Below are 11,937 nucleotides of genomic sequence, written 5' to 3'. Positions count from 1 at the left end.
GGGCCCCCTCGGCCCCCTCCACCGCCTCAACTCGGCCCCCTTCACGGAGGCCGAGGCGCTGCTGTGGCGCTGCTGCGGAAGCGCGCGCTGGGCTCGTCGGCTGGCCGCACACCGCCCGTATCCGGACGTCGGTGCGCTGCTGGCGGCGGCCGAGGAGGCCAGCTACGACCTGTCCCAGGCGGAGGTGGGCGAGGCGCTGTCCGCCGAGGCCGACCGGCAGCGCGCGGGCGCCGGGTCGCGAGCCGGGGCGGAGGACCCGTTCGACACGGCCGCCCCCTACCAGGGGCCCGGCGCGCTCGCGGCGCACACCGCCTCGCAGGCCGCGCGCGCCGCCTACGAGGCCAAGTTCCAGCACGTGTTTGTGGTCTGCCTGGACGAGGTACCCCCGAACGAGCGACTTGCGGCCGAGCTGGCAGCCCTGCACGCACGGCTCGGCAACAGCGAGGACGACGAGCGCGCGGCGACCCGCGAGGAGCTGCGCCGCCTGGCCCTCGGCAGGCTCCGCCGGCTGGCCCGCACGGCCGTCGCCGCCGGCGGCACCACACCGCGCTGACCCGGGCCGGCCCCGCGCCGACCCCGTGCTGACCCGGTGTCCGCACTGCTGCGTCTGGCCGTACGGAGAGTCACCACCGGTAGTCCTTCCGTGCCTGATTGATCACACCTATGCCCCCGGCGCGAGGTAACCGACACCTCGTCGCTACCATGGCGGCGGCCGGTGGACCGTACCCGGCCGGGCCCGACCGACACTGAAGCCGGCAGGCCCCAATCCCGCTCCCGGAGGGTTTTCCGTGCCGGCTGGAACGCTGTACCGCGGCCGGGAAGGCATGTGGTCCTGGGTGGCTCACCGAGTCACCGGCGTCCTCATCTTCTTCTTCCTGCTCGTCCATGTCCTCGACACCGCCCTGGTCCGCGTCTCGCCCGAGGCGTACGACGAGACCATCGCCGTCTACAAGACGCCGCTCGTCGGCCTGATGGAGTACGGCCTCGTCGCGGCCGTCCTCTTCCACGCGCTCAACGGCCTCCGGGTCGTGGCGGTCGACTTCTGGTCCAAGGGTGCCAAGTACCAGAAGCAGATGCTGTACACCGTGATGGGCATCTGGATCGTCCTGATGGCGGGAGCCTTCTGGCCCGTCCTGTCCCACGCCTTCTACGAAGTGTTCGGGAGCTGATCACCGATGTCCGACGCGACTCTCTCGACCGGCTCCACCGGTTCGACCGGACCGTCCGTGGAGAACCCGGCTCCGCTCATCGAGCCGCCCCGCGCCCGCACCGGGAAGACGCCGAAGTCCACCCGCACCAACTTCGAGATGTACGGCTGGCTGTTCATGCGCCTGTCGGGCATCCTGCTCGTCGTCCTGGTGCTCGGCCACCTGCTGATCCAGCTGGTGCTGGACGGCGGCGTCACCAAGATCAGCTTCGCCTTCGTCGCCGGTCGCTGGGCCTCGCCGTTCTGGCAGGCCTGGGACCTGATCATGCTCTGGCTCGCCATGCTGCACGGCGCCAACGGCCTGCGCACGATCATCAACGACTACGCCGAACGGGACAACACCCGCTTCTGGCTGAAGATGCTGCTGTACACCGCGACGGTGTTCACCATCCTGCTGGGCACGCTGGTGATCTTCACCTTCGACCCGAACATCTGAGGGCTGAGGTACTGGAGCCATGAAGATCCACAAGTACGACACCGTCATCGTCGGCGCCGGTGGCGCCGGTATGCGCGCCGCCATCGAGTCGACGAAGCGCAGCCGCACCGCCGTGCTGACCAAGCTCTACCCCACGCGCTCCCACACCGGCGCCGCGCAGGGCGGCATGGCCGCCGCGCTGGCGAACGTGGAGGAGGACAACTGGGAGTGGCACACCTTCGACACGGTCAAGGGCGGTGACTACCTGGTCGACCAGGACGCCGCCGAGATCCTGGCGAAGGAGGCCATCGACGCCGTCCTCGACCTGGAGAAGATGGGCCTGCCGTTCAACCGGACGCCGGGCGGCACCATCGACCAGCGCCGCTTCGGCGGTCACAGCCGCAACCACGGCGAGGCCCCGGTCCGCCGGTCCTGCTACGCGGCCGACCGCACCGGCCACATGATCCTCCAGACGCTGTACCAGAACTGCGTCAAGGAGGGCGTGGAGTTCTACAACGAGTTCTACGTGCTCGACCTGCTCCTCAGCGAGGTCGACGGCGTCAAGAGGACCGCCGGTGTGGTCGCCTACGACCTGGCCACCGGCGAGATCCACGTCTTCCAGGCGAAGGCCGTCATCTTCGCCTCGGGCGGCAACGGCAAGTTCTACAAGGTCTCCTCCAACGCGCACACCCTGACCGGTGACGGCCAGGCCGCCGCGTGGCGTCGCGGACTGCCGCTGGAGGACATGGAGTTCTTCCAGTTCCACCCGACCGGCATCTGGCGCATGGGCATCCTCCTCACCGAGGGCGCCCGCGGTGAGGGCGGCATCCTCCGCAACAAGGACGGCGAGCGCTTCATGGAGAAGTACGCGCCCGTCATGAAGGACCTCGCCTCCCGGGACGTGGTGTCCCGCTCGATCTACACCGAGATCCGCGAGGGCCGCGGCTGCGGTCCCGAGGGCGACCACGTCTTCCTCGACCTCACCCACCTGCCGCCGGAGCAGCTGGACGCCAAGCTGCCGGACATCACCGAGTTCGCGCGGACGTACCTGGGCATCGAGCCGTACACCGACCCGATCCCGATCCAGCCGACCGCGCACTACGCCATGGGCGGCATCCCCACCAACGTCCAGGGCGAGGTGCTGCTGGACAACACCACGGTCGTGCCGGGCCTGTACGCGGCCGGCGAGGTCGCCTGCGTCTCCGTGCACGGCGCCAACCGGCTGGGCACCAACTCGCTGCTGGACATCAACGTGTTCGGCAAGCGGGCCGGCATCGCCGCCGCCGAGTACGCCGCCACCGCCGACTACGTCGAGCTGCCGGAGGACCCGGCCTCGCTGGTGGTCGAGCAGGTCGAGCGGCTGCGGAGCTCGACGGGCACCGAGCGGGTCACCGAGATCCGCAAGGCGCTGCAGGACACCATGGACAAGAACGTCATGGTGTTCCGCACCGAGCAGACGCTGAAGGAGGCGGTCGACGAGATCGCCGCCCTGCGCAAGCGGTACAAGAACGTCTCCGTCCAGGACAAGGGCAAGCGGTTCAACACCGACCTGCTGGAGGCCATCGAGCTGGGCAACCTGCTGGAGCTGGCCGAGGTCACCGCGGTGTCCGCGCTGGCCCGCAAGGAGTCCCGCGGCGGTCACTACCGCGAGGACTACCCTGACCGCGACGACGTCAACTTCATGCGCCACACGATGGCGTACCGCGAGGTCGACGCGGACGGCAACGAGTCGATCCGGCTGGACTACAAGCCGGTCGTCCAGACCCGCTACCAGCCGATGGAGCGTAAGTACTGATGACCACCACCCTGGACAAGACCGAGGGCCTCGGGCCGGCCGTGGCCGGCGCCGCGCCGTACATCACGGCGACCTTCCGCATCCGCCGGTTCAACCCGGAGGTCGCGGAGGAGGCGGCCTGGGAGGACTTCGAGATCGAGATCGATCCGAAGGAACGCGTCCTGGACGCCCTCCACAAGATCAAGTGGGAGATGGACGGCACCCTGACGTTCCGCCGGTCCTGCGCCCACGGCATCTGCGGCTCCGACGCGATGCGGATCAACGGCCGCAACCGGCTGGCGTGCAAGACGCTGATCAAGGACATCAACCCGGAGAAGCCGATCACCGTGGAGGCCATCAAGGGCCTCACCGTCCTCAAGGACCTGGTGGTCGACATGGAGCCGTTCTTCCAGGCGTACCGCGACGTGATGCCGTTCCTGGTCACCACCGGCAACGAGCCCACGCGTGAGCGTCTGCAGTCGGCCGAGGACCGCGAGCGCTTCGACGACACCACCAAGTGCATCCTGTGCGCCGCGTGCACCAGCTCCTGCCCGGTGTTCTGGAACGACGGCCAGTACTTCGGCCCGGCGGCGATCGTCAACGCGCACCGCTTCATCTTCGACTCGCGCGACGAGGCCGGAGAGCAGCGGCTGGAGATCCTCAACGACCGTGACGGCGTGTGGCGTTGCCGCACGACGTTCAACTGCACGGACGCCTGCCCGCGCGGCATCGAGGTCACCAAGGCGATCCAGGAGGTGAAGCGGGCGCTGATCACGCGCCGCTTCTGACCCCCGACCGGCCTACCGGCCGGCACCGGTCGCCCCGAACGCCCCACCCGAGCACCTCGGGTGGGGCGTTCGGCGTTTCCGGAAGGCCGCGCGGGCCGCCGCGGTGTACCGGGGGTGGCACACAAGCGGCGGCGCGGATTCGGCTTGGGAACGCTCGGTGAAGATTGCCGCACGACTCTGCCCTCCCGCGGTGCGACGCGCGTAGCGTCCGCACCGCAGCGGGGGACAACTGCCTTGGGAACCAGGGCTGTTGCCACCCCCGAAGGCTGTCCGGCGAAGGCCCGCCGGACGCACCTCGGAGGTCTCACATGATCCGCACCGCAGTCAGAGGACTGGCCGCCACCGGTGTCGCCATGGCTACCGTCTTCGCCACCGCCACGGCCGCGAACGCCGTACCGGCCGACAAGCCGCGGGTGTTGGCGAGCTTCACCCAGACGTCCGTCACCAGCTACAACGCCTGGGCGTCCGCCAACAGCAACCGCTCCGCCTGGTCCGCCTACCGCTTCAACTGGACGACGGACTACTGCACCACCTCCCCCGACAACCCGTTCGGCTTCCCCTTCAAGTCGGCATGCCAGCGCCACGACTTCGGCTACCGCAACTACAAGGAGGTCGGCGGGTTCTCCGCCAACAAGGCGCGACTGGACAGCGCGTTCCACGAGGACCTCAAGCGGGTCTGCAACCGCTACAGCGGTGCCACCAGGACAAGTTGCAACGGGCTGGCCTGGACCTACTACCAGGCCGTGCGGAACTTCGGCTGACGCAGGGCGGCTCACTCGCGGGGGGACGTGGTGCGGAAGCGGCCGGGGTCGGCGTCGAAGGTGTCGGCGCAGCCCTGGGAGCAGAAGTGGTACGTCCCCTCCGGGAGTTCGCGGCGGACCGGGGCGGTCGCCCGGGACACCCGCATGCCGCACACCACGTCGGTGGCGGTGTCCTCGTCGGTGCTGTTGTCGGCGCTCCTGCCGCCGGTGCCGTCGTCGGACGCCGCGTCCCTCTCGGTGGAGGTCTCGACGCGGGGTTCCGTCGGCGGGGCCGCCCCGGCCGGCTCCAGCGGGGCGGGACGCCAGCGGCGCAGCCGGGAGGCGTTGGTGACCACCGACAGCGAGGACGCCGCCATCGCCGCCGCGGCGATCATCGGGCTGAGCCGCACCTCCCAGAACGGGTAGAGCACGCCCGCCGCCACCGGCACCCCGATGGTGTTGTAGATCAGTGCGAAGAAGAGGTTCTGCCGGATGTTGCGCATCGTCGCGCGGGACAACCGGACGGCGGTGACCACGCCGCCGAGCGAGCCGGAGATCAGCGTGACGTCGGCGGCCTCGATGGCCACGTCCGTGCCGGTGCCGATGGCCAGCCCGACATCGGCCGCCGCGAGGGCGGGCGCGTCGTTGACGCCGTCACCGACCATGCCGACGCTGCGGCCCTCCCCCTGGAGCCGGCGGATCTCGTCGGCCTTGTGTTCCGGCAGCACCTCGGCGAGCACCCGCTCGACACCCACCTCGGCGGCGATGGCGGCGGCGGTCCGCCGATCGTCGCCGGTGATCATGACGACGTCGATGCCGAGCCGCCGGAGTGCGGCGACGGCGTCCGCCGAGTCCTCCTTGACCGTGTCGGCGACCGCGAGCACCCCCGCCGGCCGGCCGTCGACCGCGACCAGCACGGGCGTGCGCCCCCGGGCCGAGCAGCGTTCCGCCAGCTCCACGGCCTCCGACACGTCGACGCCCTCCGCGCGCAGCAGCCGCGCGTTGCCCACCAGCACCTCGCGCCCCTCGACGGTGGCCCGGACGCCCCGTCCGGTGACCGAGTCGAAGGCGGACGCCCGTGGGGCGGTCACTCCGCGTTCCGCCGCAGCCGTGACGATCGCGTGGGCGAGCGGGTGCTCGCTGTCCGCCTCGGCCGCCGCGACGACGGCGAGCAGCCGGGTCCCGTCCCAGCCGTCGACGGGCAGGACGTCGGTCAGCCGGGGGCGCCCCTCGGTGATCGTGCCGGTCTTGTCGAGCACCACGGTGTCCAGCCGGTGCGCGGTCTCCAGCGCCTCCGCCGAGCGGATCAGGATGCCGGCCCGGGCGCCCTTCCCGGTGCCGACCATCACCGACAACGGTGTCGCCAACCCGAGCGCGCACGGGCAGGCGATGATCAGCACGGCCACGGCGGAGACCAGCGCGAGGGTGAGCGCCGGGGCCGGGCCCACCGTGAACCACACCGCGAACGTGCCGATCGCGATGACGATCACGGCCGGGACGAAGTAGGCGGAGACCGCGTCCGCCAACCGCTGGATCGGCGCCCGCGACGCCTGCGCCTGCCGCACCAGGCGGACGATCTGCGCGAGCACCGTGTCCGCGCCGACCTTCTCCGCCCGCACCCGCAGCGAGCCCGTGCCGTTCACCGTGCCGCCGACGACCTCGTCCCCGGCGCGCTTGCCGACCGGCATCGACTCGCCGGTCACCATCGACTCGTCGACCGCCGAGGAGCCGTCGGCGACGCGGCCGTCCACCGGGATCTTCTCCCCCGGCCGGACGACAAGCTCGTCGCCCACCACGACGTCCTCCAGCGGCACCTCCTGTTCCGTGCCGTCCCGCACCACCCGGGCGGTGCGCGGCCGCAGCCCGAGCAGGGCGCGGATGGCCTCCCCGGTGCCCGCCTTGGCGCGGGCCTCCAGCAGCCGGCCGAGCAGGATGAGGGTGATGATGACGCCGACGGCCTCGTAGTACACCTCCCGCACGTCCGCGGGCAGCACGCCGGGGGCGACGGTGACCAGCACGCTGTAGCCGTACGCGGCGCTGGTGCCGAGCGTGATCAGGCTGTTCATCTCCGCCGACCGGTGGCGCAGCGCCAGCCAGCCCGTGGTGTGGATCGGCAGGCCGGTGTAGAACATCACCGGCGTGATCAGGGCGAACTGGAGCCAGTGGTTCAGCAGCCAGTCCGGCACCCAGCCGGCCTGGAACAGCTCGTGCGCCATGACGAACACCAGCACGGGCGCGGTCAGCACGGCGCCGACGGTCACGCGCCGGGTGAGGTCCCGGATCTCCGCCTGCCGTTCGGCGGCGTCGTCCGCCTCGGCCTCGGCCCCCTCCGGCGGCTGCTCGGGTCCGCCGGCCGGGCCTTCGGGGGCCGCGGCCGGGCCCCCGGCAAGCGCGCCCTCCCTCGTGCCCGCCGGTTCCTCGGGGCCGCCGCCCTCCGACGGTTCCACGAGCAGCGTGCCGTGGATCATGTTCATGCCGCATGCGAACGGGTATCTGCCCGGCCGGTCGGGCGCCAGCCGCACGGTGGTGGTCGTGTGCGCGGGCAGCCCGGCGCTCACCCGGAGGTCCGGGAACACCACACGGGACGTGCACTCCCCCGCCTCCTGCCGGTCGAAGACCAGCTCGACGGGCGTGCCCTCGCGGACCCTGATCCGGTCGGGGCTGTAGCCGCCCCTGACGGTCACCCGCACCCGCTGGACGCCGTCCTCGACCCGGGCCGCTCCCTCCCGGCGCGGCCCGAAGAAGTACCAGCCCAGCAGGGCCGTCAGCACGACGGCCCCGACCACCACGACGACGTCGGCAGCACTCACGGCGGCTCGCCTCCCGGGATCGCTCCCTCCAGCGTGCACCCGCCACGCCGACGGAGCCAGGCGGCCTGCCTCACCGGACTCACCCGGCACCCGCCGACCGTCACACGGCGCGACCGGGCCGGCGCCGCAGGCCGTCCGCGCAGACGTGCGTGAACAGGGCGGTCCCGGCGAACCACAGCAGGGCCGCCGACAGCGCGACGCCCCGCCCCCCGCCGACGGCGGCGAAGCAGAGCGCGAGCAGCCCTCCCCCGGCGCCGGCGAGCAGCGCGCCGGGGCTGCGCCACACCGGGCGGTCGAGGCGTCCGGCGGCCAGCGACACCAGGGTCGCGCCGAGCAGCACCCCTCCGCCGGTGTAGACGAGCCACATCCCACTCATCGGCGCCTCCGGTGGCGCCCATGAACTGACGTACGCCTCTTCACGTGTCGGTTCCCCGCGAGGATCGGCCGCCGCTGGTCGGGCGGCGGGACGGCACCTGCCGTGGATCCGGCCGGCGCACAAGGTCGTTGTCGCAGGAAGCAGGGTAGCGCCCGCCGAGCACCCCCGGGCAGGGCGTAAACAGTTCGCCGGATAACTGTCAAAAACCGGACGCCGCACGGAGCTTGTCGTGGCCCGGTGTCACGGGACAGGGTTCGGTCGCGCCTGTTCGACATGGACATGGCGTCGGGCGGCCGCCCGGAAGCCGCACGCGCCTCGCGCGAACCCCACTGCGTCCTTCCGCCCCTCGGTGGCCGTCCCGCGACCGAAAGGAACCCCCGTGGCACGCTTCCCACTCGCGCGCGCCTCACTGCTCGCCGCCGCCGTCGCCGGTGCGGTGATCTCCACCACCGCGCTGGGCACCGCGCAGGCAGCCGCCCCGGCGCCCGGCCCGTCCTCGGCTTCCTCGTCCGGCTCGTCCGGCTCGTCCGGCTCGCCCGGCTGGTCCGCCTCGCCCGCCGCCTCCGTCCCGACGGCGTCCGGCTACGACCCGGCGATGGTCGGCGCGTTGGCCGCGTCGCTCGGCGTCAGCGAGCGCGCCGCCGAGCGCCGGCTGGACCGCGAGGCCGCGCAGCAGGCGCGGCTGGACCGGTTGCGCACGGCCGGCGTCCGCACCGACGGCGCGTTCTTCGACGGCGACGGCTCGCTGGTCGTCAACGCGGCAGACGGCCGCGCCGCCGAGCGGATCGCCGAGGCCGGCCTGACCGCCCGCAAGGCGGAACGCGGAGAGGCGGCACTCGACCGGATCAAGGCCGCCCTGGACCGGGCCGCCGCGACCCGCACGCCGAGCGGCGTCACCTCCTGGGAGACCGACCTGGCCTCCGACACCGTGACCGTGCGCGTCAACGACCGGGGCGCCCCCGCCGCCCGGGCGTTCCTGGCGCGCGCCGGAGGGTTCGGCGACGCCGTACGGGTGGTGACGGACGCGGCGCCCGCCGAGGCGCAGCAGACCGTGTACCCGGGCAGCAGGATGACGTTCGGCAACGGCCCCGGCTACTGCTCGGTCGGCTTCGGCGCCCGGGACAGCGCCGGCCGCCCGCACCTGGTGACCGCCGGCCACTGCGTCGACTCGCTGCCCGTCCTCCTCCACAACGGCAGCCGGTTCGCGCAGGCCACGCACTCCCGGTTCCGGCTGGGCGCGAACAGCGTGGACATGGGCATCGCGCGGCTCGACGCCGGCTCGTCCATAGCCACCGCCGTCGGCACCTGGGGTTCGGCCGGGAACATCGCGGTGCGCGGCGGCAACCGCGCCGCCGTGGGCGCCAGCGTCTGCAAGTCCGGCGCCACGACCCGCTGGACCTGCGGCACCGTCCAGGGCTACAACGTCACCGTCACCTACAAGGACCGCAACGGCGGCCCCGACACGGTGGTCACCGGGCTCGGCCGGTCCAGCGTGTGCACCGAGGGCGGTGACAGCGGCGGCGCCTACATCTCCGGCAACCAGGCGCAGGGCATGACCTCCGGCGGCCCGATCAGCCAGCGGTGCACCGGAGCTGTCAACAGTCCCGGCAGCTCGTACTTCCAGCCGCTGGACGACACACTCTCCTACTACGGTCTGCGGCTCGACACGAACTGACGCAGGACGCGCCAGGACACACCCAGCGCGCGCCGGGGCGGGATCCACCAGCCCCGGCGCGCGCTCGGCCGTCGCCGCCGGACCGCGCCGCCCCCCACACACGCACGACGCGGAGAGCACGATGGACGACCCGGTCTTCCCCGACCCCGGAACCCCCTTCGCCCGGGCCCTGCGGGCCGCCGTCGCCCGGCGCGGGCTGCCGCTGCAGCGGCTGTCCAGCCGACTGGCCGCGCGCGGGCTGCCGCTCAGTCCCGCCACCCTCAGCCACTGGCAGCGCGGCCGCAGCCAGCCCGAACGCCGCGACTCGCTCGCCGCGCTGACCGCCCTGGAATCGATACTCGGCCTCGCCGAGGGCGAGTTGTCCGGGCTGCTGGGCCCGCAGCGGCCGCGGGGCCGTTCGGTGACCGGGCCGGAGAGCCCGGCCGTGCTGCGCACGCTCTACGGCACCGGCTCGGCCCAGGAGGCGGCGCTGGGCGGTGCCGCCTTCCGCGAGTTCAACACCGGGCTGCGGGCCCTGACGGTCCGCGACACCCTGGTGCTGGACGAGTCGCGCTGCGTACGGCGGGTCCTGGTGCAGCAGGTCGTCCGGGCGTCACGGCCCGGGGTCGACCGGCTCACCGTCGTCCACGAGGTCGACGACCCGCGCTCGCTCCCCGTGGACGTGCGCGTGCACTGCGGCCGGCTCGGAGAGGTGCGGTGCGACCCGGTGCTCTCCTGCGCGGTGGTCGAGGTGCTGTTCGGCCGGCCGCTGCGGGCCAGTGAGACCGCGATCGTGGAGTACGAACTGGCCATCGACGGCTGCCGAACGCCGACGCTCTTCCACGAGCGGTCGGTGCGGCCGGGACTGCGTGAGCTGCTGCTGCACGTCCGCTTCCACCCCGCCGCGCTCCCGGTGCGCTGCCACCGCTACCACCGTCCCGGGGCGGACGGTCCGCGCGGCCGGCTGCACCGGGTGGAACTGGACGCCTCGCACACCGCCCACCTGCTGCCCGGCCGCTGCACCGTCGGCTTCCACGGCCTGGCCTGGCAGTGGCCCCGGTGACGCCACCGGCCCGCGCGGGCCCGGGACCCGCGGTCAGTGGTGCAGCTGGCCGCGGATCGCGCCGCCGGGGAACTCCTTGTTGTGCAGGTTGAAGTAGAAGTTGCGGCTGTTGCCGGCGATGTGCTTCAGCCCGGCCGGGTTGAGCTTGTGGACGACGCCGGAGAGCGCGAACACGTTGCTGGGCACCGGCTCGGTGAAGAGCGGGAAGCGGACCTTGCCGTTCCGGCCGGCGCCGCCCTCGTGGATGTGCGCGGCCTGCGGGGTGCCGATGTTCAGCCAGGCCACGGAGTAGTGGGCCCGGTCGTGCCGCGGGTCGACGAAGGCCACACCGAAGCCGTCGAGGTCGCCGGCGAGCGGCAGCCCGTTGTCGCTGACCTCCTGGAAGCCGCTGGCGAACGCGCGCAGCTTCCCGGCCTTGATGATGTCGAGCGGGTTGACGGCCTTGCCCAGGTGCCGCAGTTGGCCGCGCACCGCGCCGCCGGGGAACTCCTTGTTGTGGATGTTCACGTAGAAGCCGCCGGGATTCTTGCCGATGGCCTGCGCGATCGCCGCGTTGTCGAGCTTGACGTGGCCGGCGGCGGCGCGGGCCGTGCGCGGCATCGCCGTACCGAACAGCGGGACCTTCACGTCGCCGTTGCGGCCGGCGCCGCCGATGTGGATGTGGCCGGCGCTGGGTGCCTTGATCCCCCGCCACTTCAGCGCGAAGACCAGCTTGTTCCCCTTCACCTTCATGACGATCACGGCCTCGCCGTCGCGGTCGCCGGCGCCGCGGCGGCCCTTGTCGGAGATCTCCTGGTCGCCGGTGAGGACGGCGGCGAAGGCGAGTGACTTCCCCTTGCCGCGCTGGTGTCCGGGATGCGCGGCGAGCTGGCCCGTCGACGCCTGGCCGGCGACCGCGCCCGGCGCCTTCGCGGGGGTGTGGGTGGGGGCGGCCGTGGCGGGCGTGCCCAGCAGACCGAGGGCGAGTGCCATGGCCGGGAGGGCCCAAATGCGCCTTCGCATGTGTGTGTCCTTTCGGTGAGGAGCTGCCGTGGCGGTGCTCCCTTGGCGGTGCTGGCCGCCCGGGGCGGCGCGCTCACCCCCTTGACGGCCACCGCCACCGCGCTGCTC

The 11,937-nt window shown here is 72.6% G+C and carries 11 protein-coding genes; 8 read left to right on the top strand and 3 right to left on the bottom strand.

The window, feature by feature from the left end; all coding sequences use genetic code 11:
* The 6 genes from GL263_RS12140 to GL263_RS12115 all read left to right on the top strand — a co-directional run.
* Positions 1-553: 2-oxo-4-hydroxy-4-carboxy-5-ureidoimidazoline decarboxylase (locus tag GL263_RS12140; RefSeq protein WP_323379363.1), on the top strand; the 553-nt coding region annotated here is incomplete at its 5' end.
* Positions 554-788: 235 nt separating this feature from the next.
* Positions 789-1,169 carry a succinate dehydrogenase, cytochrome b556 subunit gene (gene sdhC / locus GL263_RS12135; RefSeq protein WP_143649097.1) on the top strand — a complete coding sequence of 127 codons (381 nt, stop codon included), beginning with the start codon at positions 789-791 and terminating at the stop codon, positions 1,167-1,169.
* Between the two features lie 6 nt (positions 1,170-1,175).
* Positions 1,176-1,643, top strand: a complete 468-nt coding sequence (locus GL263_RS12130; protein ID WP_182855662.1) for a succinate dehydrogenase hydrophobic membrane anchor subunit — start codon at positions 1,176-1,178, stop codon at positions 1,641-1,643.
* Positions 1,644-1,662: 19 nt separating this feature from the next.
* The gene (gene sdhA / locus GL263_RS12125; RefSeq protein ID WP_182855660.1) at positions 1,663-3,417 is read left to right on the top strand and encodes a succinate dehydrogenase flavoprotein subunit; all 1,755 of its coding nucleotides are present in this window, start codon (positions 1,663-1,665) and stop codon (positions 3,415-3,417) included.
* Complete coding sequence (locus GL263_RS12120) at positions 3,414-4,184, top strand: succinate dehydrogenase iron-sulfur subunit (RefSeq protein ID WP_182855666.1); 771 nt, start codon at positions 3,414-3,416, stop codon at positions 4,182-4,184. Before sdhA ends, GL263_RS12120 begins: the two co-directional genes overlap by 4 nt.
* A gap of 308 nt (positions 4,185-4,492) precedes the next feature.
* Complete coding sequence (locus GL263_RS12115; RefSeq protein WP_182855659.1) at positions 4,493-4,945, top strand: phospholipase; 453 nt, start codon at positions 4,493-4,495, stop codon at positions 4,943-4,945.
* An 11-nt stretch (positions 4,946-4,956) separates the two neighbouring features.
* On the opposite strand, the gene GL263_RS12110 is transcribed toward GL263_RS12115, so the two are convergent.
* A complete protein-coding gene (locus tag GL263_RS12110) occupies positions 4,957-7,734 on the bottom strand; it encodes a heavy metal translocating P-type ATPase (RefSeq protein ID WP_182855657.1) in 2,778 nt (925 codons plus the stop codon).
* Positions 7,735-7,834: 100 nt separating this feature from the next.
* On the bottom strand, positions 7,835-8,110 hold the full coding sequence (locus GL263_RS12105) for a hypothetical protein (protein WP_182855655.1): 276 nt from the start codon (positions 8,108-8,110) through the stop codon (positions 7,835-7,837).
* Between the two features lie 454 nt (positions 8,111-8,564).
* Here GL263_RS12105 and GL263_RS12100 point away from each other — a divergent pair, with 454 nt between their 5' ends.
* Complete coding sequence (locus GL263_RS12100; RefSeq protein ID WP_228456452.1) at positions 8,565-9,785, top strand: S1 family peptidase; 1,221 nt, start codon at positions 8,565-8,567, stop codon at positions 9,783-9,785.
* Positions 9,786-9,906: 121 nt separating this feature from the next.
* Positions 9,907-10,827 carry a hypothetical protein gene (locus GL263_RS12095; RefSeq protein ID WP_182855653.1) on the top strand — a complete coding sequence of 307 codons (921 nt, stop codon included), beginning with the start codon at positions 9,907-9,909 and terminating at the stop codon, positions 10,825-10,827.
* A gap of 33 nt (positions 10,828-10,860) precedes the next feature.
* On the opposite strand, the gene GL263_RS12090 is transcribed toward GL263_RS12095, so the two are convergent.
* Positions 10,861-11,829 (bottom strand): CHRD domain-containing protein, encoded by a 969-nt coding sequence (locus GL263_RS12090; protein WP_182855651.1) that lies wholly within the window; start codon positions 11,827-11,829, stop codon positions 10,861-10,863.
* Positions 11,830-11,937 lie beyond the last annotated feature (108 nt).

This window comes from Streptomyces durbertensis (genome assembly GCF_014156695.1).
Lineage (GTDB): Bacteria > Actinomycetota > Actinomycetes > Streptomycetales > Streptomycetaceae > Streptomyces > Streptomyces durbertensis.
The sequence above is the reverse complement of the archived record's forward strand: the minus strand, read 5'-3'. Positions and strand labels throughout refer to the sequence as shown.

What these genes read in the sequence shown, in the direction of transcription:
- GL263_RS12095 (WP_182855653.1), top strand. Translation starts at nt 9,907, where the DNA reads ATGGACGACCCGGTCTTCCCCGACCCCGGAACCCCCTTCGCCCGGGCC.
- GL263_RS12130 (WP_182855662.1), top strand. Translation starts at nt 1,176, where the DNA reads ATGTCCGACGCGACTCTCTCGACCGGCTCCACCGGTTCGACCGGACCG.
- GL263_RS12090 (WP_182855651.1), bottom strand. Translation starts at nt 11,829, where the DNA reads ATGCGAAGGCGCATTTGGGCCCTCCCGGCCATGGCACTCGCCCTCGGT.
- GL263_RS12115 (WP_182855659.1), top strand. Translation starts at nt 4,493, where the DNA reads ATGATCCGCACCGCAGTCAGAGGACTGGCCGCCACCGGTGTCGCCATG.
- GL263_RS12105 (WP_182855655.1), bottom strand. Translation starts at nt 8,110, where the DNA reads ATGAGTGGGATGTGGCTCGTCTACACCGGCGGAGGGGTGCTGCTCGGC.
- sdhA (WP_182855660.1), top strand. Translation starts at nt 1,663, where the DNA reads ATGAAGATCCACAAGTACGACACCGTCATCGTCGGCGCCGGTGGCGCC.